Below are 24,961 nucleotides of genomic sequence, written 5' to 3' on the forward strand. Positions count from 1 at the left end.
CAGCATGAGTGAGATCAGTCGCCTGTCCCTGTTCGGCAAGCTCAACCCCATGGCCTACAAGGCCGTGGAGGGCGCTACCGTGTTCTGCAAGCTGCGCGGCAACCCGTTCGTCGAGCTGGAGCACTGGATCGCGCAGATCGTGCAGTCGCCCGACAGCGACTGGCCCGTGCTGTTCAAGCACTACGGCATCGACAACGCCGTGCTGGCCAAGGACATCACCGCCGCGCTGGACCGCCTGCCGCGCGGCGCCACGGCCATCTCCGACATCTCCGACAACATCAGCAACGCCATCGAGCGGGGCTGGGTCTACGGCTCGCTGATGTACGGCGACAACGTCGTGCGCACCGGCTACCTGCTGCTGGGCATGCTCAAGACCACCTACCTGCGCAACGCGCTGTTCGCCATCTCGCGGCAGTTCGAGCGCATCGCCGGTGACGACCTCGCCGCCAAGCTGCGTGACCTGCTGGCCGGCTCGTCCGAGCAGAACGCGGTCGCCAGCAGCGCCGCCGCCGGCGAGCCGGGCGAGGCCAGCGGCGCCATCGCGCCGGCGGCGATGGGCAAGCAGGAGGCGCTCAAGCGCTTCACCACCGACCTGACCGCGCAGGCCCGCTCCGCGACGATGGACCCCATCGTCGGCCGCGACGAGGAGATCCGCCAGGTCGTCGACATCCTGATGCGCCGCCGCCAGAACAACCCCATCCTGGTGGGCGAGGCCGGCGTGGGCAAGACGGCCGTCGTCGAGGGCTTCGCGCAGCGCATCGTGCGCGGCGACGTGCCGCCGGCGCTGAAGGATGTCGAGCTGCGCGCGCTGGACGTGGGCCTGCTGCAGGCCGGCGCCAGCATGAAGGGCGAGTTCGAGCAGCGCCTGCGCGCCGTCATCGACGAGGTGCAGGCCAGCGAGAAGCCCATCATCCTGTTCATCGATGAGACCCACACGCTGGTGGGCGCCGGCGGCGCCGCCGGCACGGGCGACGCGGCCAACCTGCTCAAGCCGGCGCTGGCACGCGGCCAGCTGCGCACCATCGGCGCCACCACCTGGGCCGAGTACAAGAAGCACATCGAGAAGGACCCGGCGCTGACGCGGCGCTTCCAGACCGTGCTGGTCGACGAGCCCAGCGAGACCAAGGCGCTGCTGATGATGCGCGGCGTTGCCGCGACGATGGAGAAGCACCACAAGGTGCTGATCCTGGACGAGGCGCTGGAGGCCGCGGTCAAGTTCTCGCACCGCTACATCCCGGCGCGCCAGCTGCCCGACAAGTCCGTCAGCCTGCTGGACACCGCCTGCGCCCGCGTGGCCGTCAGCCTGCACGCCACACCGGCCGAGGTGGACGACAGCAGCCGGCGCATCGAGTCGCTGGAGACCGAGCTGGGCATCATCGGCCGCGAGGCCGAACTGGGCATCGACACCCGAGAGCGCCATGCCGCCGTGCAGCAGCAGCTCGACGACGAGCAGGTGCGCCTGGCGCAGCTGAACGCGCAGTGGGAGCGCGAGAAGGGCCTGGTCAAGCAACTGCTGGCACTGCGCCAGCAGCTCAGCGGCGCCGAGCGCCTGACCGACGAGGATGCGCTGGCCCAGGCCCAGCGCGACCTGGCCGCCACGCAGGCCGAGCTGGCCCAGGTGCAGGGCGAGCAGCCGCTGATCCTGCCCACCGTGGACCAGCAGGCCGTGGCCGCCGTCGTGGCGGACTGGACCGGCATCCCGGTCGGTCGCATGAATGCCGACGAAATCGAAACCGTGCTGCAGCTGCCCAAGCTGCTGGCCGAGCGCGTCATCGGCCAGGACCATGCGATGGAGATGATCGCCAAGCGCGTGCAGACCTCGCGCGTGGGGCTGGATAACCCCAGCAAGCCCATCGGCGTGTTCATGCTGGCCGGCACCTCCGGCGTCGGCAAGACCGAGACCGCGCTGGCGCTGGCCGAGACGCTGTACGGCGGCGAGCACAACCTCATCACCATCAACATGAGCGAGTACCAGGAGGCCCACACGGTCTCGTCGCTCAAGGGCGCGCCCCCCGGCTACGTGGGCTACGGCGAAGGCGGCGTGCTGACCGAGGCGGTGCGGCGCAAGCCCTACTCGGTGGTGCTGCTGGACGAGGTCGAGAAGGCCCACCCCGACGTGCACGAGCTGTTCTTCCAGGTCTTCGACAAGGGCTGGATGGAGGACGGCGAGGGCCGCCAGATCGACTTCAAGAACACGCTGATCCTGCTGACCACCAACGCCGGCACGGAGCTCATCGCCGGCCTGTGCAAGGACCCCGACCTGATGCCCGACGCCGAGGGCCTGGCCAAGGCGCTGCGCGACCCGTTGCTGAAGATCTTCCCGCCGGCGCTGCTGGGCCGGCTGGTCACCATCCCGTACTACCCGCTGTCTGACGAGATGCTGGGCCGCATCGTCAAGCTGCAGATCGAGCGCATCAGGAAGCGCGTCGAGGCGCGCCACAAGGTGCCGTTCGAATACGGCGACGATGTCATCAGACTTGTGGTGAGCCGCTGCACCGAGAGCGAGTCCGGCGGGCGCATGATCGACGCGATCCTGACCAACACCATGCTGCCCAGCATCGCGCGGGAGCTGCTCAACCGCATGGTGTCGGGCGTCGAGGTCAAGCGCATCGCCGTCAGCGTGGCTGAGGGCAACCTGGCCTACGCGTTCGACTGAATCAATGCGTCGCCCCGCCGGTAACCTGCCTTCTTGGAGAGTCACATGGGCTTTGTTGAAGAGAAACTGCTGGTGCGTGCGGCAGCCGTCCGCTCCGGAACCCACGACAAGTCGCTTCAGCAGAAGCGGTATGTCATCCAGGACGCCGTTCGCTTTGGCAAGGAAATGCTGAGCGAGATCTCCAGCAACCGCGAAAAGCTCACCCTGGTGGAGCTCGCTGGCGTCGTGTCGTGGACGACGGTCATCGTGACCGACATCATCGAAGACACCGTGACCGTCGAGCCCACCGGCAGGGCCAAGCTCGTGATGGACATCCTGAAGAAGGTCAAGGGGAAACTGCCGGACAAGTTCGAGGGCAACCGCTACGGCAAGGAACTCGAGCGCATCGACCAGGCCGCGAAGGTGCTGAAGGCGGCCAGCCCGAAGAAGCTGCAAAGCGTCGTCGACGTGTTCGCCAATCTGGCCAAGAACACCTACGGGCTGGCAGATTTCATGCAGTCGAGCGGTGAGCTGAAGGCGGCGAATGCGCAGCAGAAGAAGACCCTGGAGGACTCGTTGCGGAAGATGATCGGCAAGCTGCGCGAGATCGATGCTCGTATCGCCGATGACGCACTGAGCGACGACGGGCAAGGCAATGGCGGACCCGTCGTCCGGCAGTCCATGCAGCCGCCGCGTGCAGTCTTGCCTTGAGGTGTTGATGTCGCTTGCCACCCTGCCCGACAACGAAGCCGATGATGACTTCGAACTCCCCGAGGGCCTGAGCCTGCCCGAGACGCTGGCGTTCGCGTCGCGCCTGCACCAACTGGGCCAGCTGGCGCCGGCCGTCGCGCTGTACGAGCGCGTGCTGGAGATGGACGGCCAGCAGCCCGACGCGCTGGCCTTCCTGGGCATTGCCAGCCACCAGCAGGGCGACAGCGCCCGCGCCATCGCGCTGCTGCGCCGCAGCCTGGAGATCGCGCCGCGCGCCGGCGGCTGGAACAACCTCGGCAACGTGCTGCTGGCGCAGCGCCGCTTCGACGAGGCCGGCACCGCCTACGAGCAGTGCGTCGCGCTGGAGCCCGGCAACGTCGAGGTCTTCAACAACCTGGGCGTGCTGCGCCGCGCCCAGCGCCGCGACGCCGAGGCCGAGCAGGCCTACCTGCAGGCGCTGGCCATCGACGCGGAGAATCCCGACGTCCACAACAACCTGGGCAACCTGCGGCTTGACCAGGGCCGTGTTCCCGAGGCCGTGGCGCATTTCTGCCGCGCGCTGCTGGTGCTGCCGCTGAGCCCCAGCACGCGGCGCATGCTGGCCTCGGCCCACCTGCTGCTGGGTGAGCGCGACAAGGCCGCGCAGATCTTCCGCGACTGGCTGGCTGCCGAGCCCGACAGCGCCACTGCCCGCCACCACCTCGCCGCCTGCACGGGCGACGACGTGCCGGCGCGGGCCGACGATGCCTACGTCGAGGCCACGTTCGACAGCTTTGCCGACAGCTTCGAGAGCAAGCTGGCCTCGCTGACCTACCGTGCGCCCGCGCTGCTGTGCGACGCGCTGGCCCGGCGCTGCGGCGAGCCCGACGCGTCGCTCAGCGTGCTGGACGCCGGCTGCGGCACCGGCCTGTGCGGCCCGCTCATCAAGCCCTGGGCCGTGCGGCTGGAGGGCGTGGACCTGTCGGCGCGGATGCTGCAGTCGGCGGCGCAGAAGCAGGTCTACGACGGCCTGTACAAGTGCGAGCTGACCGAGTTCCTCGCCGCCACGCCGCCGCGCTGGGACGTCGTGCTGTCGGCGGACACACTGTGTTACTTCGGTGACCTCAGCGCCGTGCTGGCGGCCGCCCGCCAGACGCTGCGCCCGCCGGGGCTGCTGCTGTTCACCGTGGAGTCGCTGGACGCCGCCGCCGGCGAGGACTGGCGCCTCATGGGCCACGGCCGCTATGCCCACTCGGCAGCCTATGTGCGCCGCTGCCTGGGCGAGCTGGGCTACGTGGGCATCCACCTCGACCCCGTGGACCTGCGCACCGAGGCCGGCCGGCCCGTCGCGGGCCTGGTCGTCGAGGCCTTCCGCCCGGCCGAGGACACCCCCCGCTGACGGGCCGGGCCATAGACTTTCGACGAGCCCCCGCCGCACACTACGCCATGGCCACCCTCACTTCGCAGACCGGCACGGTCTATTCCCTGGACACCGTCTTCGGCAAGGACCTGCGGTTCCGCGCCTTCAGCGGGCAGGAGGCGTTGAGCGCCGGCTTCGAGTACGCCGTCGAAGCCGTCAGCCTGCGCCCCGACCTGGACCCGGCCAAGATCCTCGGCGAGCTGGCCAACGTGGCCGTCGAGCTGCCGGCCGGTGGCGAGCGCCACTTCAACGGCCATGTGGCCGAGTTCCTGTACGAAGGCCAGCGCGAGAACAGCCGCTTCCACCACTACCGGCTGGTGCTGCGCCCGTGGACCTGGCTGCTGTCGCGCAACAGCGATTGCCGCCTGTTCCAGGCCGAGAGCATCCCGGACATCATCAAGAAGGTGTTCACCAACTACGGTGATGCGCAGTTCAAGCTCAGCCTGACCGGCAGCTACGAACCACGCGAGTACTGCGTGCAGTACCGCGAGACCGACCTGAACTTCGTCATGCGGCTGATGGAGCAGGAGGGCATCACCTTCTTCTTCACGCACGAGGCCGACAAGCACACGCTGACGCTGGTGGACAGCCCCAGCGCCCACAAGCCGTTCGCCGGCTTCGAGACGCTGCAGTTCAACCCGTCGCACCAGGGCGGCGTCGACGGCGAGGCCGTGTCCAGCTGGCAGTTCGCGCAGCGCATCGAGCCGGCCTCCTACACGCTGCGCGACTTCAACTTCAAGCGCCCCAGCGACGACCTGCACAGCGTGCACCGCCAGCAGTTCAAGCACGCGGCCAGCGGCGGCGAGATGTACGACTACCCCGGCGAGTACGAGACCGGCGGCGACGGCAAGCGCTACGCCCGTGCGCGGCTGGAGGAACTGCAGGCCGGCCACGAGATCGTGCAGGGCAGCGCCAATGTGCGCGGCATCGTCACCGGCTGCGAGTTCAAGATCAAGGACCACCCGCGCAGCGACCAGAACGGCCAGGACTGGCTCGTCACCGGCACGCAGATCCACGGCGAGGACGACACCGGCGACGCCAGCGAAGGCGCCGCCGGGCTGAGCTTCCATTGCAGCTTCCAGGCCATGCCGGCGCGCCGGCCGTTCCGCCCGGCCCGTGTCACGCCGCGGCCCATCGTGCAGGGCCCGCAGACAGCCTTCGTCGTCGGCCCGCCCGGCGACGAAATCCATGTCGACGAGCACGGCCGCATCAAGGTCCACTTCCACTGGGACCGCCTGGGCGACGGCAAGGACAAGGACTCCTGCTGGATCCGCGTCGCGCAGATCTGGGCCGGCAATGCCTACGGCGCGCTGTCGCTGCCGCGCATCGGCCAGGAAGTCATCGTCGAGTTCCTGGAGGGCGACCCGGACCGCCCGCTGGTGACCGGCAGCCTCTACAACGGCACCAACCGCACGCCCTTCTCGCTGCCGGCCGAGAAGACCCGCTGGGGCTTCAAGAGCCGCAGCACCAAGGGCGGCGGCGCGTCCAACTTCAACGAATTCAGCTTCGAGGACAGCAAGGGCAAGGAAGAGGTCTACCTGCACGCCGAGAAGGACCAGACGCTGTTCTCCAAGAACAACCGCACCGAGTACATCGGCGGCGAGAGCCACCTGCAGGTCACCAAGGACACCAAGGCCAAGCACGGCGCCAACGTGCACACCGACATCACCGGCGACGACGTCAACAAGGTGGGCGGCAACTACCACCTGGCGGTGTCGCAGAACTGGGAGGTCAAGACCGGGCCCAAGTTCGCCGTCCAGGCCGGCAACGAGATCCACCTGAAGTCCGGCACCACGGTGATCATCGAGAGCGGCACGCAGATCTCGCTGAAGGTCGGCGGCAACTTCATCGACATCAACTCCGGCGGCGTCTTCATCAAGGGCAGCATGGTGATGGTGAACTCGGGCGGTGCCGCCGGCTCGGGCAGCGGCGCCTCGCCCGGTTCGCCGGACGCCGCCGACAAGGCGCGCGACTCCAAGGGCGGCACCGACAAGGCCATCCAGGTCAAGAAGGCCGAGGCCCGCAAGGCCAGCCCCAAGGCCGCGGCGCTGAAGTCGGCCCGCGCCAAGTCGGCGCCCTTCTGCGAAATCTGCGAGGGCTGAGCGCGCATGCAACGCTTCATCGAACTCTGGGGCGCGCTGCAGGTCGGCGCTGAGCGGCCCGTCTACCTGTTGCTGGACTGCGCCGGCTTCGAGCAAGGCTTCTCCGCCATCCCGCGGGACTTGTTCGACCGCCTGCAGAGCCTGGTGACCGGCGACCTGGGCGACGAACTGGCCGACACCGCCGGCTACCTCGGCCGCATCGTGAAGGCCGATGCCGCGACCGCCGCGCGCGTGGAGGAATTGCTGGACGCGCAGCTCGCGATGCTGCTGGTGCCGCGGCTGGCGCCGGCGGAACCGGGCGAGCCGGCCGCCGCGCCCGACTTTGCGGTGCTGCACCGCCACCTGCGCAAGTACAACGTCGTCTACTCGGCCGACGGCAAGCCGCTGTTCTTCCGCTACTACGACCCGCGCGTCGTCGACGACCTGCAGCGCGCCGGCCTCACTGAACTGACCGGCCCGGTTTTCGCGCCATTCGAGGCGCTGGTCTACCGTGATGCGATGGGGCAGTGGGCGCGCGTGGCAACGGTGGCGATGGCGCAGGCGTGACGCCCGTGCGCGACGCTGGCAGAGCTTTCTCAGCCAATTCGGTGCTGCATCGGAATTCCCATGCTGAATCTTTCTGACCGTCAGATGCGAAGGCTCGGACAGTCCCGCTTTGTCGAGCGGCTCAGGCCCATTCTGCGTGAGCACTGCACGATGGCCACCGAGGGGCAGGACGATGCTGCGCTGGACTCGCGCATCCTTGCGCTGGCGAGGCGGGCGGAGCGTTGGGGCCTCGTCGATGAGCAGTCCGCGGCGCTGTTTGTCGCCACTGGGTTCCAACTGGGCGATGGCTTCGATGAGCGCCTTCCTGCCATGCGTCAGGTGCTCGGCTCGGACCTGCCGGCACACAGCAAGGCGCAAGCCCTGCAGGACTTCAGCTTCACCGTGCTAGGCGCCTTGGCCGGTGGCATCGTCGACGAGGCGCGCCAACGGCAGCGGCCAATGCCATGAGCCAACCCGGCGACGAAACACCAAGCCTGCTCAAGGCGCTGTGGGACAAGAGCGGCGATGCCGCGCGCCAGAACTTGCAGCGGCTGGGTGATGCCGCCAGCACGGCCGCCGGCACGGCAGCGCGTTGGGGGAGTGCTGCCTGGGAAACGTCCACGGATTGGGCCGCTACCGGCGCACGCAAGGTTGCGGCGATGGGGCTGCTCGGCACCGAGGCAGCTGTTGTTGTCACCGCGAAGGTCGGAGGCGGCGCGGCACTTGCCGCCGTCGACACGGCGCAGAAGGTGATCGGCGGTGTCGCCAATGCGGGCAAGGCGATCAAGGAGACCTTCTCGCCCAGCATGCCAGTGAAAAAACCGTGTCTCCCCTGCATGGACAAGGAGCCTGGGGCAGAACGTATCGCCCGCATGAAACGTCGGCAGGCCCTTATCGACCAGGGCAAGGCCTCTGCCAGTCCGGGCGCAAAGGCCGCCGCACAGCAGCTGCAGGACGACATGAAGGCCGTCGAGTTGGGCAAGCTCTCGGCCAACACGTACGACCAGTATGACCCTGAGAAGCAGGGGAGCGACAAGTCGCCACCGGAGCCTTGGAAGGTCGCTACGCCGCAGCAACTCGACGAGATGGGGCTGGACCCGCAACAGGTAGCCAAGGCCAAGGCGGTCGTTTACCAAGCGCCATCCGATTTCCCTTTCACACCAAAGACGGTGGTGGCTTTTCGAGGAACCACCAGTGAGCCGGGCGACATACTTGCTGACCATGATCAGGCGCTGGGTCTGAGGAATGAGCAATATGACGCGGCCGTCCAACTCGGCAAGTCCATGCGACTGAACGACATCGACGCCGAGGTCACGGGCCATTCCCTTGGTGGCGGCAAGGCGCAGGCTTGCGGTGTGGCAGGCGGCTACAGCGGCCAGATGTTCAATTCCGCCGGCCTGCACCCCAACGTCGTGGGCCAGACGGCGCAGAGCCTGCAGCAGGAGTCCAGCAAGTTCATTCAGTACCGGGCTGAAGGTGGACTAAGCAAAGGGTATGGCGACCCGCTGACCGGCATGCAGAACTCACCGGCTATGCAGAAGGCGGTGCTCGGCGTGGTGAAAGGCGGGGCCGGCCTGATTGAGGCGAACACCTGGGCCGCGAAGGAGCTGGGCATGAGTGATCCTCAGGGCTGGGCCATCGGCAAGCTTCCACAGGAAGCGCAGGGTCTTGTGCGGGACATGACCGACCGGGTGCTCAACGTCACGACACAGGAGGCGCAGAACAACTTTCAACTCAGCGGCGGCAAGTGGTACATCCCGCCTGCGCTGGGTGAGGTGCGTGGCCTGACAAGCAAGAACCCCGATGGCAGCGATTCCAGCCTGAAGGATCAGCACAGCATCCTGCGCCTGAATGACGGTTTCGAGCACCGCAAGGCTGACAGCATCGAAACGCTAATCAGCGAAACCGCTGCACCCGGGCCCACCAGCCTCTACATCGGCCCTATGAAATGACGCGCTGTCTGCCAAGCTTGGCGCTATGTCTGGCCAGCTTGCTCATTGCCTGTGACCCTGGCAATGTCCAACCGTCCACCCCGCCCCAGAAAACCACCATGTCCGCCGTAGAAAAAACCTTCTCTGACCCGGCAGTACGGCAGCTAGCCCATGCCGTGGAGGCTGCTGATTTCGTGGCGATCGACCGGTTGCTGGCTCAGGGTGCGAATGTCCGCGCTGTCGGCGAGCAGGGCATGACGCTCACCCACTATGCGTTGCGCGCTCGCACGGGGCGCCCTGAAATCCTGCGCCGCCTGCTTCAAGCCGGGGCGGACCCGGTCTCCTTGGTCGCGAGCGGTGACAACGTGCCTCACTACGCCGTGGCCCGCGACAACGCGGACCCGGAGGTCGTCAAGGTGCTTTTCGACTTCGGCATTACGCCGAACTGGTTTTCTCCGGCGGACCCCGAACACCGGACGTCACTGTTGATGGATGCCATTCAGGGGCATAACTTTCCCATCGTCAAACTGCTGGTTGAGCGGGGCGCCAGGCTCAATCACGTCAATCCCATCGGTGGTTCGGCTTTGCACTATGCCTTGGGGACCCAGTTCGCGATCGCTGCGTATCTGGTCGACGCGGGCATCGACTTGTCCTTGACGTCGCACACGGGAAGCTTCATCAAGAACCCCAAACCCAAAACTGCGCTGGAGTGGTTTTGTGCCACCGAAGGCGGCAAGAGGGGGCGTGATCCTTTGCCCGGCTTGGTGGACGAATGGAAGCAACTGGTCGCAGCGCTTGCACGCCGTGGTGTGGCAATGCCCTGCAGCCTGTGAGATGGGACAGAGCCTTGCTTCTTCTCCGTGCGGCCTTTGCTGGCCGGCTGGCTGCGCCGCACCTCTCCTGCAAAGGCCCATCGGCTTCGCGGTGCGGGGGCTTATTGCCGCGTTGGCCGTTACCGGTCTGACGGGGGGCGGTATGGTGACGACGGCGGACTCCAGCTTTTCCGACCGCTACCTTGACATCGCCCGTGCGCTGCAGGCCCAGGACTTCGCACGTGTGCGTCAACTGGCGCAGGGTCTGCCGCTGGACGTTCCGGGCAACAAGCACATGACGCTGCTGTGGTTTGCCATCGCGAACAAGAATTTTGCGGGCGTGACGGTGCTGGTGGTGCTTGGCGCCAAGCCCGATGAGCAGCCCGTCGAGGGGCTGGGAACGCCGCTGGGCGCGGCCTTCGAGTCGCGCGAGCTCCAGCTGCTCACGGCCCTGCTCGATGGGGGCCTGTCACCCAACCACACCCGCGCCAACGAGAAGCCGATGCTGCAGCGTGCGGTGATGTCAGGCACGCCCGCTCACGTCAAGCTGCTGCTGGACCGGGGTGCCGACATCAACCAGCGCGACAGCATCGGCGGCACCGCGTTGTCCGAGGCTATCGCGTCCATGCAGCCAGATCTGGCGCTCTACCTCGTTGAGAGAGGCGCGGAGGTATCGCTGCCCACGCGCCGTGGCGTAACCCCGCCCTGGGCGGTCCAGCTGGCGCTGGAGGATCTGGCCGCTGGAACTGAGATGGCAGCCAAGTTCGGCCGGCTGAAGGAAGCGATGTCCAAACGCGGCGCCCGCTTCCCTGCCACGCCTCCGGTGCAGATGCGTCAACAGATGAAGGCGCAGGGCCTGCCCGTCGCGGAGTAGGCTGGCGCTGCCGCGCAGGAGATAGTCACCATGCCGCTGCAAATCGTCAGCACCGCCGAGCTCAAATGGCTCTATGGACTTGGCGTTCAGCATGCTGGGCGATCTGGCAGCCAGCCATCGGGTGTCGGGGTTCCAGCCAGTGCGAGCCGCCCTGAGGAGCCCGTCAAGAATCGTGTGAGTTCCCTTGTCGACGTCTTCGAAGCCGTCGACGGTCAAGTCACTCTTTGCAAATTCGCGCGGCCCTGCATGAGCCGTGTGCTTGAGCTCATGGAAATCAGCTTCGATGAAGACAGCAAGGCCTTGCGCGACTTCCTGCGAAAGTGCGGCTGATGACGATGCTGGGATTCCTTATCCATGGTGATGCAAAGCGCTGGTGTCCGTCGCCGAATCCTGCTCGGATTGGGCTGGGTGGGATTGGTCGATACCGTTAAGGCAGGGCGCGCTATGACTCAGACCCATTTCACAGACGCCAAGCTCGGACCACTCGAAGCGGCCATCAGCCGCGACGACGCCACGGCGGTGCGGCGCGCCTTGGACGCCGGCGCAGAAGTCAATGCGCGATCGCCCAAGGGCGTCACGCCGTTGATGATTGCTGTCGACGCCCGGCGCGCTGCAGCGGTGCAGGTCCTGCTGGGTGCTGGTGCCGATCCGAATCTGCGGGCTGCCGACGGCGCCAGCGCCGTGAGCCTGGCGGTCGAGAACTACCGTGACCCCGTGGGTGCTGCAATCATGCGTGCGGTGTTCAGCGCCAGCGGCAGCCCCAACACCAGACGCCCTGATAACGATCCGATCATCATGCGTTTCATGAATGACCGTGACTGCGAGCGGATCTGGTATCTGAAGTCCCTTGGCGCTGATCTCAATGCCAAGACCCGCGCCGGTGACGCCCTCGTATCAGACGCCGCCGTTGCTGGTGACTGGGACGTGGTGTGGTGTTTGCTGGACCTGGGGGCCGACCCTGACCAGGAGCGGACACGCTACCCGCTGACCCGCAGCCTCGCCAGGAAGGTTCCATCACCCGATTCGCCGATCTATCAATACAAGGTCAAGGTCTGGGGCCTGCTCAAGGACAGGGGATTTGCGGTGCCGGCCCTGCCAAGTCAACCTGCAACGAAGTAGCGCTTGGGCTTGATGAGGTCGTGTGATGCGCTCGAATGCCTTCAGTGTCCAGTGCGAGCTTGAGCCCGACGAAAGGGCGCGCTCGAACCGGCGCGCTGGCGACGGCGCCGCCCGTTCGTGCGCGTCGTGGATGGCCGCAGTTCTTGCCATCTTCAGCTCAACCAGTTTCAGCATGGCCGACGACATGGGGCAAATCTTTTCCGACCGCTATCTCGACGTCGCCCAGGCACTGCAGGCCCACGACTTCGGCCGTGTGCGCCAATTGGCGCAGGGACTGCCGTTGGACGTGCCGGGCAACAAGCAGACGACGCTGTTGTGGTTCGTGACTGCGAACAAGAACTTTCCCGCCGTTTCTGTGCTGATCGCGCTCGGCTCCCAGCCTGACGAGCAAGTGATTCAAGGCCTGGGCTCGCCGCTGAACGCCGCGTTCGAGTCGCGCGAGCTGCAGTTGCTGACGGCCATGCTGGATGGCGGCCTCTCGCCCAACCACACGCATCCCAGAGAGAACCTGATGCTGCAGCGCGCAGTCACGTCAGGCACACCCGCCCATGTCAAGCTGCTGCTGGACCGGGGCGCCGATGTGAACCAGCGAGATGGCATCGGAGGCACGGCCCTGACGGAGGCGATCTCCACGGCCCGACCGGACGTCGCGCTGTACCTTGTCGAGCGTGGCGCGGACGTCAACCTGCCGATGACCAACGGCGTGACGCCGGCCTGGGGTGTGCAGCGCGCGCTGGCACGGCAGCCACCGGGCTCCGAGCTGGCCGTCAAGTTCGAGCGCCTGCGCGACGCCATGGCAAAGCACGGCGCCCGCTTCCCCGCCACGCCCCCCGCGCAAATGCGCCAGCAGATGAAGGCGCAAGGCCTGCCCGTCGCCGAGTAGGCTGGCAGCGCCGCCAAGGAGAGTCACCATGCCCCTGCAAGTCGTCAACACCGCGCAGCTCCAGTGCTCCATGGGCATGGCGCCCAGCGTGATGGTCGTGCTGCCCGTGCACATGGCCATGTCCGGCAACCAGCCGGCGGCCAACATCATGGATCACGTCCCCATGCTCAACATCATGCCGTTCGGCATGTGCCAGAGCCTGGCCAACCCCACGGTGGCTGCAGCCACGTCGGCGGCCATGGGCGTGCTGACGCCCATGCCCTGCATCCCCAACACGCCCGCGCCATGGGTGCCGGGCTCGGCGACCGTCATGCTCGACAACGCGCCGGCCCTGAACAGCAACTGCAAGCTGAACTGCGTGTGGGCCGGTGTCATCCAGGTCGTGTCACCGGGGCAGACCACACACATCATTCCGTGACGGAGCGGCACGGCCTGCGTGCGATCATCCCGCGGCCATTCCCCGTGTCCGGTCGCGAGGCCTGCCGCGATCCACTCCGCTGGTTTGAATGATCACCCTCACCGTCACCCAGTTCAACGGCGCCGCCTATGCCGGTGCGCCCCTCTCCGCCAGCTTCGGCCCCGCCGGCGGCACCGTCGGCCGGGCCAACACCAACGCGCTGGTGTTGCCGGACCCAGAGAAGACCATCTCGCGCGTTCACGTCGAGGTGGTGTGCCGGGCCGGGCAGTTCCTGCTGATCGACCGCGGCAGCAACCCCGTCAGCATCAACGGCAACCTGCTCGCGCCGGGGCAGGAGGCGGTGGTGCGGGGCGGTGAGGAACTGCTGATCGGCGCCTACCTGCTGCGCGTCGACGCTACCGTGCAGGCTCCACCGCCGCCGGCGCCGCGTGACGATCCCTTCGCTGCGCTGTTCGGCGCCGGCGCGCTTGCCGGCGGCGCGCGCGACCCCTTCGCCAACCCCTTCGCTCCGCCACCGCCACCGGCCGCCCCCGCCGCACCCTGGAGCGCCCCCGCGCCGCGGGCGCCGGCCGCATCCGGGCCACCGGCCGGCGGGCAGATCCCGGACGACTGGGATCCCTTCGCCCCGCCAGGCGCACCGGCGCCGGCACCGCGTGACGTCGGCGGCCCCGCGCTCGGGCGCGCCGAGGCCTCGCTGGACGGCCTGTTCGGCCTGTCTCCCGCGGGCGGTGGCCGCGACCCGCTGTTCGGCTCGCCGCTGTCCGGCCCCGCGTCCGCCCCCAACACCATGGCCGACGCCGACCCGCTGCGCGCCTTCGGTCTGGCCGCACCCGTGCCGTCCGCCAGCGAGGCCGACCGCGGCTCCGATCTCTACTCGCCCATGCCTCTCCCGCGTACCGCTCCGGCGGCGCGCATGCACGCTACCAGCCCCGTGCCGCCGGCCCCGCCACCGGCCGACCTGGGCCTGGCCTGGGGCGACGACGCCAGCGCCAGCGGCGTGCGCACCATCGTGCGGCCGGTGGTGCCCCGGTCGCCGGCCGGGCCGTCGACGCCCGAAGCCGCCCGGCCGGTCGAGGCGCCCGTCGCGCGCGCGCCTGCCGTCGCCGAGGTCGGCGCGGGCGGGGCGGAACTGCTCGCCGCGCTGCGCCGTGGCCTGGGTGTGGACGAGTCGCTGGACCTGCAGCTCAGCCCCGTGCTGATGGAGTTGCTGGGCGGCCTGGTGCGCGAGTCGGTGCAGGGCAGCATCGACCTGCTGGTGGCCCGCGCCGCGCTCAAGCGCGAGGTCCGCGCTGAAGTGACCATCATCGCGGCCGCCGAGAACAACCCGCTCAAGTTCTCGCCCAGTGCCGATGTCGCGCTGCGCCACTTGCTGGGCCAGCCCACACGCGGCTTCATGCCGCCGCTGCCGGCGATGCGCGATGCCTTCGAGGACCTGCGCGCCCACCAGTTCGGCGTCATGGCCGGCATGAAGGCGGCGCTGGAGGGCGTGCTGGCGCGCTTCGAGCCGGCGCAGCTGGAATCCCGCCTCAGCCCGCCCGGCGTGCTGGGCAGCCTGCTGCCGGCCAGCCGCAAGGCGCGTCTGTGGGAACTGTTCAACGAACTCTTCCAGCAGCTGCGCGGCGAAGCGTCGGATGATTTCCAGGAACTCTTCGGCCGCGCCTTCCTGCGGGCCTACGAACAGTACATCGACGAGTTGCATCGGAGCGCGCCGTGACCGAAGCCCCCCAGCCTGAGGACCGTCCCATCCAGTTCGAACTCGGCATCCTGAGCCGGGTCGGCGGGCGCAGCAGCAACGAGGATGCCTGCGCCCACTGGAACGACGGCCACCGGCTGGCCTGCGTGGTCGCGGACGGCGCAGGGGGGCATGGCGGCGGCGACGTCGCCTCGCGGCTGGCCGTGCAATACCTCATCGAGCGTTACGCGCGCGGTGAACTGGACGAGGTGGGCGGCATCGAGCCGGCGCTGCGGGCGGCCAGCGAGGAGATCCGCCGCCGCCGCGCCGATGCGCCGGGGCAGGCGCAGATGCACACCACCGTCGTGGGGCTGTTCGTCGACATGGCCACGATGGCGGCGACCTGGGGCCACGTGGGCGATTCACGGCTGTACCTGTTCCGCTACGGCCAGCTGGCCCAGCGCACGCTGGACCACAGCACCGTGCAGGCGCTGATCGAGGCCGGGCGGCTGCAGGAGGACGAGGTCGATGGGCATCCCCAGCGCAGCGAGCTGTACTGCGCGCTGGGTTCGGCGCCCGAGGACCTGGTGGCCGGCGTGTCGGCCGCGCCCTGGCGCATCGAGGTGGGTGACGCCTTCCTGCTGTGCACCGACGGGTTCTGGGAGTACCTGTCGCCCGAGGTCCTGCAGCAGAGCCTGCAAGACGCCGACAACCCGCAGGAATGGCTGGACGGGCTGGAGCAGCAGTTGCTGGCTGCAGTGGCCGGCAAGCCGCGGCACGACAACTACAGCGCGATCACGCTGTGGGCCAGCCCGGCACCGCGCTGAGCGGCGCGCGCGGCCGGCGGAGCGCCGCTCAGCGGCCCAGCGTCACGCGGCGGTTGTCGGCGGAGGTGGGCGTGTCGGGCTTGAGCAGGTCCTTGGAACCCACGCCGGCCACGTCCAGCTTGCCGCCGTCCGCGCCCTTGGACACCAGGTAGCGGCGCACTTCCTCGGCGCGGCGCTGCGACAGCACGCGGTTGCCTTCCTCGGTGCCGGATGCGTCGGCGTGGCCGACGATGCGGATCGTGTAGGGCAGCGTGCGGTTGGCGCTCAGCACCTCGGCGAAGACATCCAGCTGGCGCATCAGCGACTGCGGCAGCACGGCCGAGCCGAAGGCGAACGCGACGGCGGGCAGCGAGAACGTGACCGTGGGTTTCACACCCATGCACTTGAAGCCGTTCTTGCGCAGCTCTTCGCAATGCTCCTGCGGGAACAGGCCTTCCTTGACGGTCTCGGCGTCCAGCACGCCGTTGCCGACGTCGACCACGCGGCCATCGGTGCCGGCCGACTGGGCCCAGGCTGCCGTGTTGCCGGCCAGAGCGAGCGCAGCGACGACGCCCGTGATCGCGAAAGTGCGGATGTTCTTGACCATTTCCAACCCCCAAAAGCCGGCCTGAACGGGCGGCGTACAGCAACTGCGGATGGCCGACGCGTCGTTACACTGAGCGCGCAGCATTTCACGGATTTTCGCACCCACGGGCCTGGATGCAAGGCCGGTCATCCCCGATTTTGGGGGCGAAGCCGGCCGGTGATTGATGTGTCATGCCGGGGTGGCCGGGAGGGGAGGCCGCACCTGCCGTCTTCGAGCGCTTATTTGCGGGACAACTATCCATGACGTGGAACAACAGGGTGGTCTGGTCGGAGGGCATGTTTCTCCAGCCGCAGCACTTCCAGCAGCACGATAGGCATCTGCAGTGGCAGATGCGCCAGCGGCAGACGGCCCAGGCGGGCCATGGCTGGGGCTTCCGGGCGCTGGAGGTGGACCAGGCGGCGCTGGCCATGGGCAAGCTGGCCCTGCGGGCCGCGAGCGGGCTGATGCCGGACGGCACGCCTTTCGTCATGCCGGGCGACGACCCGCTGCCGGCGGCCATCGATGTGCCGGCCGATGCGCGCTCCGAGCTGTTCGTGCTCGCGCTGCCGCTGCAGAGAGAGGGCCTGGCCGAGACCGATGCCGAGGACGAGCCGCCCGCGCCGGGGCCGCGCTTTCGCGTCGCGGAGGCCGACGTCAAGGACGGCAACACCATGGGCCGCGCCGCGCCGGTGCAGCTGGGGCGGTTGCAGCTGCGGCTGATGCGCGAGCGCGACGCCGGCGAGGCGTTCGCGACGCTGGGCGTGGTGCGCGTCATCGAGCGCCAGGCCGACAACCGCGTGGTGCTGGACGCGCAATACATCCCGCCGCTGCTGCATGCGCCGGCACATGGCGTGCCGGAGGGCTACCTGCGCGAGATCCTGGGGCTGCTGCACCAGCGCGGCGAGGCGCTGGCGGCGCTGATGGCGCAGCCGGGACGCGCGGGCCTGGGCGAAATCGCCGATTTCCTGCTGCTGCAGACGGTCAACCGCTGGGAGCCGGTGTTCGCCCACCTGACGCGGCTGACGCTGCTGCACCCCGAGCGGCTCTACGTGGCGCTGCTGGGCCTGGCGGGCGACCTGGCCACGTTCCGCGGCAAGCGCCGCCCGCCGGCGTTCGGCGACTATGTGCACGACGACCTGGCGCTGACGCTGCGCGGCGTCATCGATGAGCTGCGCCAGGCGCTGTCGGACGTGCTGGAGCGCAACGTGCTGCCCATCGAGCTGCAGGACCGCAACTACGGCGTGCGCGTGGCGCTGATCCCGGACGTGGAGCTGCAGCGCACGGCCAGCTTCGTGCTGGCCGTGGCGGCGCAGCTGCCGGGCGAGATCCTGCGCTCGCGCTTCCCGAACCAGATCAAGATCGGCCCGGTCGAGCGCATCCGCGACCTCGTCAACCTGCAGCTGCCGGGCGTCGCGCTGCGGGCGCTGCCGGTGGCGCCGCGCCAGATCCCGTACCACGCCGGCTACACCTACTTCGAGCTGGAGACGCGCCACAACGAGATGTGGAAGCTGCTGGAAAGCTCGGGCGGCCTGGCCATGCACATCGCCGGCGACTTCCCGGGGCTGGAGCTGGAGTTCTGGGCGATCCGCGGCCAGTAGGTCATCCGGGGTCATTAGCATCCGGCCCGCGCGAACGTGCGCGACTGGCCTGATTCGGGGGAGCAGAGATGTCAAACCAGGATGGGTTGCCCGACGATTCGTCGGAGAAGACCGTCATCAAGCCGTCGGCCGGGCGCATGGCGCGCGGCGGCGCGGCCCGGGCCCCGCTGCCGGAGTCGGCGGCCGAGCCGCTGGCGCTGGACGCCGTCATGCAGGCCGGGCTGGAGCCGCTGCTGGCCGCTGCCGCGCCGTTGCTGAACGCGGCGCCGGTCATCCGCAACACGGTCAGCCACGCCAACCCGCGTGCGCTGCGCCAGGGGCTGGCGGACGGCATCCGGCAGTTCGAGGCCCGCGCCCGCGCGGCCAGCGTGCCCAACGAGCAGGTCATCGCGGCGCGCTACGTGCTGTGCACGCTGCTGGACGAATCGGCGTCCAGCACGCCCTGGGGCGGCTCCGGCGTGTGGGCCGGGCAGAGCCTGCTGGTGGAGTTCCACAACGAGACCTTCGGCGGCGAGAAGGTGTTCCTGCTGATGTCCAAGCTGGCCGAGGACGTGCGCGGCAACCGGGCGCTGCTGGAGCTGATGTACGTCACGCTGGCCTTCGGCTTCGAGGGGCGCTACCGGCTGCTGCCCGACGGCCGCGGCCAGCTGGACACGGTGCGCCAGCGCCTGGCCGAGAAGCTGGCGCAGCCCGATGTGGCGCCCGGCAAGGACCTGAGCGCCCACTGGCAGCCCGCCGCCGGCGCGGCACAGGTGCTGCGCGGCGGCTGGCCCGTGTGGGTGGTGGCCGCGGTGGTGGCGGGGCTGCTGCTGCTGCTGTTCGCGGTGTTCCGCTTCGCGACCAACGCCAATTCCGACCCGGTCTTCGACGACCTGCGCGCGCTGGACGTGCCCAAGGTGGCTGCCGCGACGCCGCCTCCGCCCCCGCCACCGGCCCCCAAGCCGCGGCTGGCGACCTTCCTGGCCGCGGAGATCTCGCAGGGTCTGGTGGAGGTGCGCGACCTGGCTGACCGCTCCATCATCACGATCAAGGGCGATGGCTTCTTCGACCCGGGCAGTGCCGACGTCGCCAGCCGGGTGCGCCCGCTGCTGGACCGCATCACGGAAGCGCTGAACGACGTGCCCGGCCCGGTGCTGGTGACGGGCCACACCGACAGCCAGCCCATCCGCTCGCTGCAGTTCCCGTCCAACTGGCACCTGTCGCAGGCGCGGGCCCAGGCCGTCAAGGCGGTGCTGGACGCCAAGCTGGCCGCCGGCCGCGTGCGCGCCGAGGGGCGGGCCGATGCCGAGCCCGTCGACACCAACGAAGCCCCCGCCGGCCGCGCCCGCAACCGGCGCGTCGAGGTGACGCTGTTCGTCCCGGCCGCGTCCTGAGCTGAGAGGTTTTTGATGCAACCCCTGATCCGGTTCTTCCGACATCGCCTCACGCTGATGGTGCTGGGCCTGCTGTGCCTGAGCGCTGTCATCTGGTGGATAGGCCCGCTGGTGGCCATCGCCGACGTCCGGCCGCTGGCGCCCGCGTGGCTGCGGCTGCTGCTCATCCTGGGCGTCGTCGCCTTCTTCGCCGGCCGTGAGGGCTGGCGCGCCTGGCAGGCCCGCAAGGCCGAGCGCGCGCTGGCCGCCGCCCAGGAGCCGGCCGCGCCCGCCGCCACGCCGGCCGCCGACGCCGCCGAGCTGGCGGTGCTGAAGCAGCGCTTCGAGGAGGCCCTCAAGCTGCTGCGCCAGCGCCCGGGGCGCAGCTGGCTGGACCGCGGGCAGTCGGTCTACGACCTGCCCTGGTACATGTTCATCGGCGCGCCCGGCTCGGGCAAGACGACGGCGCTGCAGCATTCCGGCCTGACGTTCCCGCTCGCCGCCAAGCTGGGGCAGGGCGCGGTGCAGGGCGTGGGCGGCACGCGCAACTGCGACTGGTGGTTCACCGAGCAGGCCGTGCTCATCGACACGGCGGGCCGCTACACGACGCAGCAGTCCGACGCGGCCGCGGACGCCGCCGGCTGGCTGAACTTCCTGAAACTGCTGCGCCGCCATCGGCCGCGCCGGCCGCTCAACGGCGTGCTGCTGACGCTCAGCGTGCCCGAGCTGCTGCAGCGCAACGAGGCCGCCCGCGCCGCCCACGCCGCCCACCTGCGCGCGCGGTTGCAGGAGCTCAACGAGCAACTGGGCCTGCGGCTGCCGGTGTATGTGCTGGTCACCAAGGCCGACCTGATCGCCGGCTTCAACGAGACCTTCGGCCCGCTGGGTCGCGACGAGCGCGAGCAGGCGCTGGGCTTCACGGTGGACCTGGACCCGCAGGCCAAGGTGGCTGCAGCGCTGACCGCCGTCAATGCCGGCATCGGCGCGCTGACGCAGCGGCTGCAGGCGCAGGTCGTGCCGGTCATGCAGACCGAAGCGCAGCCGCTGCGGCGCGCGGCCATCTTCGCGTTCCCGCAGCAGTTCGACGGCGTGCGCAGCCTGTTGATGGAGACGCTGGGCCAGGTGTTCGACGGCGGCGGCGGCTTCGAGGAGCGCATGCTGCTGCGCGGCGTCTACTTCGCCAGCGGCACGCAGGAAGGCACGCCCATCGACCGCGTTATGGGCGCGCTGGCGCGCAGCTACGGCGTGGAGCGCCCGCTGCCGGCGCTGGCCGGCACGCCCAAGAGCTTCTTCCTGCTGCGCGTGCTGCGCGACGTGGTCTTCGCCGAGGCCGGCCTCGCCGGCCTGAACCGCCGTGCCGAGGCCACCCGGCGCCTGCTGCGCACCGGCAGCTTCGCGGCGCTGGGGCTGGTGGGCGTGGGCCTGGTGACCGGCTGGACCGTCAGCGCGCTGCACAACAAGAGCTACGCACTGGCAGTGGACGACAAGCTGCCGGCGCTGCGCCAGGCGCTGGCCGCCGTGCCGCCGCCGGGCAGTGCCGACCTGGGCGGTCTGCTGAATGCGCTCAACGCGCTGCGCGACGCGGCCCAGCCGCAGGGCTGGTCGCTGCAGGACCCGCCGCTGAGCCACGGCCTGGGCCTGTACCAGGGCGACAAGCTGGACGCCGGCGCCCGCATCGCCTACGAGCGCGTGCTGCAGAACGCGCTGCTGCCCCGCGTGGCACAGCGCACCGACGAACTGCTGCGCAGCGCCAGCCGCAGCAACCTGGAGTTCGCCTACGAGGCGCTGAAGGCCTACCTGGTGCTGCGCACGCCGCAGCGCTTCGACGCCGACACGCTGAAGGCTTGGATCGCGCTGGACTGGGAGCAGAACCAGGGCCGCCAGCTGTCCGCCGAGCAGCGCCAGCAGCTGGAGGCGCACCTGGACGCGCTGCTGGCGCTGGGCGCGCCGCTGCAGGCGCCCGCCAGCGACGCGGCGCTGGTGGGCTCGGTGCGCGACATGCTGGCGCAGATCCCGACCGAGGTGCGCCTGTACGGCCGCCTCAAGCGCCAGCGCATGGGCGAGGACATCCCCGACTTCAGCGTCGTCAGCGCCGCCGGCTCCACGGCCGCCCAGGTGTTCGAGCGCGCCAGCGGCGAGCCGCTGACCAAGGGCGTGCCGGGGCTGTTCACCCGCGACGGCTATCACAAGGGCTTCAAGGCCGCGCTGGCCCGCGCCGGCACGCAGCTGCAGGCCGAGGAGGTGTGGGTGCTGGGCCTGCCGCCGGAGCGCTCGCGGCTGAGCCTGCCGGGCGGTGTGGCCGGCATCGGCGGGCAGGATGCCGTGTCGCAGGCCGTGCGCCGGCTCTACCTGGAGGACTACATCAAGGTCTGGGACGCTTACTTGGCCGACGTGCGCCTGGTGCGCATGGGCGGGCTGGAGCGCAATGTGCAGATCGCGCGCACGCTGGCCGCGCCGGACTCGCCGCTGATGCGCTACGTGCGCGCGGCGGCCAAGGAGACTTCGCTGGTCGACTCCGGCGGCCCGGCGGCCAGCCTGGCGCAGAAGATCGACGAGAAGGCCGCCAGCGCCAAGAAGGAGATCGCCGCGCTGATCGGCGCCGGCGACGCCGCGCCCAGCGGCCCGACGGCCAAGCCCGAGCAGTTCGTCGACGACCACTTCGCGCCGCTGCGCCGCCTTGTCGAAGGTACGCCGCCGCCGCTGGACGAGGTGCAGAAGAAGTTCAACGAGGTCTATGTGCAGCTGGCCGCCGTGGAGGCTGCGCAGAAGAGCAAGTCGCCGCCGCCGCCAACCGGCACGGCCGAGCGGCTCAAGGCCGAGGCCGGGCTCAACCCCGAGCCCATCCGCTCCATGCTGGAGGCGCTGGCCGACGCCGGCGTGGCGCAGAGCCGCAACGCCGAGCGCCAGACGCTGACCAGCGACCTCAAGCCCATCACCGAGTTCTGCCAGCGCAGCGTGGCCGGCCGCTACCCGTTCGCGGCCGGCGCCCAGGGCGACGTGCCGGTCGAGGACTTCGCCCAGCTGTTCGGCCAGGGCGGGCAGCTGCAGGAGTTCTTCGACCGCCGCCTGGCCGCGCTGGTGGACACCGGCACCACGCCGTGGAGCTACCGCCCGCTGTCCGACGGCGCCAAGCCGGCCGCCGCCGCGGCGCTGGCCGACTTCCAGCGCGCCGCGCGCATCCGCGAGGTGTTCTTCCGCAGCGGCGGCAAGACGCCCGGCTTCCGGCTGGACATGCGCCTCGCGGAGGTGTCGGACGGCGTCAAGGAGGTGACGCTGGACTGGGACGGCCAGGTCAGCCGCTTTGCCGGCGCCGGCAGCTCGGCGCCGCTGAGCTGGCCCAGCAGCCGCGTGGCGTCCACGCTCAAGCTCAGCCTGGGCAGCGCGGTGGCCAGCTTCGAGGGGCCGTGGGCGCTGTTCCGCATGTTCGACCGCTTCGAGGTGCAGCCCGGCGCGCAGCCCGAGAAGTTCTCGGTCACCGTGAACCTGGACGGCAAGCGTGCCCGCTTCGAGGTGACGGCCAGCACGGTCTTCAACCCCTTCCGCCTGCGCGAGATGCAGCAGTTCCGCTGCCCCGGCGCGCTGTGACGGTGGCCGCATGACGACGCCGGCGCGCTGGCTGGGCTTCTTCGGCAAGCTGCCGGCCCAGGCCGATTTCGTCGGCCGCGGCCTGCCGCCCGACGTGCAGGCCGCCTTCGACGAGGCCATCAGCCAGTGGCTGGCCCGGCGCCGCGCCGACGACGCCGCCGGCTGGCTGCAGGCCTACCTGGACAGCCCGGCCTGGCGCTTCGTCTGGCCCGCCGGCAGCGGCCCCGGCGCGCTGGCCGGGCAGGACTGCGCCGGCGTGCTGCTGCCGTCGGTCGACGCCGTGGGGCGCTACTTCCCGCTGCTGCTGGCCGTGGGCCTGCCGCCGGGCAGCCTGCCGGCGCAGCCGCTGGGCGAGCTGCTGGAGCGGCTGGCCGCGCTGGAGGCGCTGGGTTTCCAGGCGCTGGACGAGGAATGGCAGCCCGACGCGCTGCAGGCGGCTCTGGCCGAGGTGCCGCTGGCCGGCTGGCCCGTCGTGCCTGAAGTGGCGGCAGGCGAGGGCGATCTCGCCGCCGACTGGCCGCCGGCCGACCTCGCGACGGGCCTGGACGCGCTCGCGCGGCGGGCCTGGCTGGCGCAGCAGGCCGGGCAGGCGTTCTGGTGGTCGCACACCGAGGCCTGGCGGCCGTGCCTGCTGAGCACGCCGGGCGTGCTGGGCGACGACCTGCCGGGCCGGCTGTTCGGCCTGCAGGGGCTGGCCGCGGCCGACCTGCCGTTAAGCTCTGCGCAATGACGCCCGCCGACCCCTTGTCGCCCGACGAAGAAGACAAGACCCGCATCCTGCCGGGCGGGCGCCCGCACCTGCCCGCCGCCGCCGACGCCACCCGGCTGGAGCCGCGCGAGGACCGCACCATCTACGAGCCGCGCGAGGATCAGACCGTCTTCGAGCCGCGCGTCAGCCTGCCACCGCCGCCCCCCCCGGCACCCGCGCCGGCGCGGGCTCCTGCGGCGACGCTGCCCAGCGGTGGCGGCGGCAATGCGCTGCCGCCGGGCACGCGGCTGGGCGAGTTCGAGCTGCAGCGCGTGCTGGGGGAGGGCGGCTTCGGCATCGTCTACCTGGCCTGGGACTCCATGCTGGAGCGGCGCGTCGCGGTCAAGGAATACATGCCCTCGTCGCTGGCCTCGCGCGCCGGCAGCAGCACCCAGGTCTACGTCAAGTCCGAGCGCTACCGCGAGACCTTCGAGCTGGGCCTGAAGAGCTTCATCAAGGAAGCCAAGACGCTGGCGCAGTTCGACCACCCGTCGCTGGTCAAGGTCTACCGCTACTGGGAGGCGCACGGCACCGCCTACATGGCCATGCCGTTCTACGAGGGCCGCACGCTCAAGGACGAGCTGATGGCCAACGGCCTGCCCAGCGAGGACTGGCTGATGGCCATGCTGGACCCGCTGACCGAGGCGCTGCGCGTCGTGCACGGCGAGCAGTGGTACCACCGCGACATCGCGCCCGACAACATCATGCTGCTGGCCGGCAGCGGGCGGCCGCTGCTGCTGGACTTCGGCGCCGCGCGGCGCGTCATCGGCGACATGACCCAGGCGCTGACGGTCATCCTCAAGCCCGGCTACGCGCCGCTGGAACAGTACGCCGAAGTGCCCGACATGCGCCAGGGCCCGTGGACCGACATCTACGCGCTGTGCGCGGTGCTGTACTACGCCATCGCCGGCAAGACGCCGCCGCCGGCCGTGGGCCGCATGCTCAACGACACGCTGGTGCCGCTGACGTCCATGGCCTCGCTGCCTGCCGGGCGCCACAGCCAGCGGCTGCTGCAGGCCGTCATGGCCGGCCTCAGCGTCAGGCCCGAGGACCGCACGCAGAACATCGACGAGTTCCGGCGCCAGATCGGGCTGGACGGCGGTGTGCCCGCCCCCGCACCGACGGCCTCCGCCGTGCGGCCCGCGCCGGCGCTCGGTGACGATCTCGAACGGCGGCGCCCAGGCCGGGTCGCGGGTGCAGTGGGC

Annotated in this window: 21 protein-coding genes; 20 read left to right on the forward strand and 1 reads right to left on the reverse strand. The window is 69.8% G+C overall.

The window, feature by feature from the left end; genetic code table 11:
• Positions 1-4 precede the first annotated feature (4 nt).
• From tssH to AC1Q7O_RS23280, 15 genes are all read left to right on the forward strand, one after another.
• Positions 5-2,656: a type VI secretion system ATPase TssH gene (gene tssH / locus AC1Q7O_RS23210; protein WP_492661179.1), complete on the forward strand. Its 2,652-nt coding sequence runs from the start codon at positions 5-7 to the stop codon at positions 2,654-2,656.
• Positions 2,657-2,701: 45 nt separating this feature from the next.
• The gene (locus tag AC1Q7O_RS23215) at positions 2,702-3,346 is read left to right on the forward strand and encodes a hypothetical protein (protein WP_492661180.1); all 645 of its coding nucleotides are present in this window, start codon (positions 2,702-2,704) and stop codon (positions 3,344-3,346) included.
• 7 nt (positions 3,347-3,353) lie between these two features.
• Positions 3,354-4,724, forward strand: a complete 1,371-nt coding sequence (locus AC1Q7O_RS23220; protein WP_492661181.1) for a tetratricopeptide repeat protein — start codon at positions 3,354-3,356, stop codon at positions 4,722-4,724.
• A 47-nt stretch (positions 4,725-4,771) separates the two neighbouring features.
• Positions 4,772-6,847, forward strand: coding sequence for a type VI secretion system Vgr family protein (locus AC1Q7O_RS23225; RefSeq protein WP_492661182.1), 2,076 nt, complete (start codon positions 4,772-4,774; stop codon positions 6,845-6,847).
• Positions 6,848-6,853: 6 nt separating this feature from the next.
• Complete coding sequence (locus AC1Q7O_RS23230; RefSeq protein WP_492661183.1) at positions 6,854-7,393, forward strand: DUF4123 domain-containing protein; 540 nt, start codon at positions 6,854-6,856, stop codon at positions 7,391-7,393.
• A 60-nt stretch (positions 7,394-7,453) separates the two neighbouring features.
• The gene (locus tag AC1Q7O_RS23235; protein ID WP_492661184.1) at positions 7,454-7,840 is read left to right on the forward strand and encodes a hypothetical protein; all 387 of its coding nucleotides are present in this window, start codon (positions 7,454-7,456) and stop codon (positions 7,838-7,840) included.
• Positions 7,837-9,324, forward strand: coding sequence for a Tle-like phospholipase domain-containing protein (locus AC1Q7O_RS23240; protein ID WP_492661185.1), 1,488 nt, complete (start codon positions 7,837-7,839; stop codon positions 9,322-9,324). The genes AC1Q7O_RS23235 and AC1Q7O_RS23240 overlap by 4 nt, the downstream gene beginning before the upstream one ends.
• 98 nt (positions 9,325-9,422) lie before the next feature.
• Positions 9,423-10,136: an ankyrin repeat domain-containing protein gene (locus AC1Q7O_RS23245; protein WP_492661186.1), complete on the forward strand. Its 714-nt coding sequence runs from the start codon at positions 9,423-9,425 to the stop codon at positions 10,134-10,136.
• Position 10,137: 1 nt separating this feature from the next.
• Entirely contained in the window at positions 10,138-10,989 is an 852-nt protein-coding gene (locus tag AC1Q7O_RS23250; RefSeq protein WP_492662753.1) for an ankyrin repeat domain-containing protein, read from the forward strand.
• Between the two features lie 30 nt (positions 10,990-11,019).
• Positions 11,020-11,319, forward strand: a complete 300-nt coding sequence (locus tag AC1Q7O_RS23255; RefSeq protein WP_492661188.1) for a hypothetical protein — start codon at positions 11,020-11,022, stop codon at positions 11,317-11,319.
• A gap of 114 nt (positions 11,320-11,433) precedes the next feature.
• Positions 11,434-12,108, forward strand: a complete 675-nt coding sequence (locus tag AC1Q7O_RS23260) for an ankyrin repeat domain-containing protein (protein ID WP_492661189.1) — start codon at positions 11,434-11,436, stop codon at positions 12,106-12,108.
• A 25-nt stretch (positions 12,109-12,133) separates the two neighbouring features.
• Positions 12,134-12,991 carry an ankyrin repeat domain-containing protein gene (locus tag AC1Q7O_RS23265; RefSeq protein WP_492661190.1) on the forward strand — a complete coding sequence of 286 codons (858 nt, stop codon included), beginning with the start codon at positions 12,134-12,136 and terminating at the stop codon, positions 12,989-12,991.
• A gap of 28 nt (positions 12,992-13,019) precedes the next feature.
• Entirely contained in the window at positions 13,020-13,409 is a 390-nt protein-coding gene (locus AC1Q7O_RS23270) for a DUF4280 domain-containing protein (RefSeq protein WP_492661191.1), read from the forward strand.
• An 88-nt stretch (positions 13,410-13,497) separates the two neighbouring features.
• The gene (gene tagH, locus AC1Q7O_RS23275; protein ID WP_492661192.1) at positions 13,498-15,123 is read left to right on the forward strand and encodes a type VI secretion system-associated FHA domain protein TagH; all 1,626 of its coding nucleotides are present in this window, start codon (positions 13,498-13,500) and stop codon (positions 15,121-15,123) included.
• On the forward strand, positions 15,120-15,908 hold the full coding sequence (locus AC1Q7O_RS23280; RefSeq protein WP_492661193.1) for a PP2C family protein-serine/threonine phosphatase: 789 nt from the start codon (positions 15,120-15,122) through the stop codon (positions 15,906-15,908). Before tagH ends, AC1Q7O_RS23280 begins: the two co-directional genes overlap by 4 nt.
• A gap of 28 nt (positions 15,909-15,936) precedes the next feature.
• Here the strand turns inward: AC1Q7O_RS23280 and AC1Q7O_RS23285 are convergent, their stop codons facing one another.
• Positions 15,937-16,494, reverse strand: coding sequence for an OmpA family protein (locus tag AC1Q7O_RS23285; protein WP_492661194.1), 558 nt, complete (start codon positions 16,492-16,494; stop codon positions 15,937-15,939).
• A 239-nt stretch (positions 16,495-16,733) separates the two neighbouring features.
• Between AC1Q7O_RS23285 and tssK the strand changes: the two genes are divergently transcribed.
• The 5 genes from tssK to AC1Q7O_RS23310 form a co-directional block, all read left to right on the forward strand.
• On the forward strand, positions 16,734-18,071 hold the full coding sequence (tssK, locus tag AC1Q7O_RS23290; RefSeq protein WP_492661195.1) for a type VI secretion system baseplate subunit TssK: 1,338 nt from the start codon (positions 16,734-16,736) through the stop codon (positions 18,069-18,071).
• A 68-nt stretch (positions 18,072-18,139) separates the two neighbouring features.
• Positions 18,140-19,444 carry a DotU family type VI secretion system protein gene (locus AC1Q7O_RS23295; protein WP_492661196.1) on the forward strand — a complete coding sequence of 435 codons (1,305 nt, stop codon included), beginning with the start codon at positions 18,140-18,142 and terminating at the stop codon, positions 19,442-19,444.
• Between the two features lie 15 nt (positions 19,445-19,459).
• The gene (gene tssM / locus AC1Q7O_RS23300) at positions 19,460-23,008 is read left to right on the forward strand and encodes a type VI secretion system membrane subunit TssM (protein WP_492661197.1); all 3,549 of its coding nucleotides are present in this window, start codon (positions 19,460-19,462) and stop codon (positions 23,006-23,008) included.
• Between the two features lie 10 nt (positions 23,009-23,018).
• The gene (gene tagF / locus AC1Q7O_RS23305; RefSeq protein ID WP_492661198.1) at positions 23,019-23,738 is read left to right on the forward strand and encodes a type VI secretion system-associated protein TagF; all 720 of its coding nucleotides are present in this window, start codon (positions 23,019-23,021) and stop codon (positions 23,736-23,738) included.
• Positions 23,735-24,961, forward strand: a 1,227-nt coding sequence (locus tag AC1Q7O_RS23310) for a serine/threonine protein kinase (RefSeq protein ID WP_492662754.1), incomplete at its 3' end; no start/stop codon positions are given. The genes tagF and AC1Q7O_RS23310, both read left to right, overlap by 4 nt.

It is taken from the genome of Roseateles sp. GW823-FHT07B05 (genome assembly GCF_058794515.1).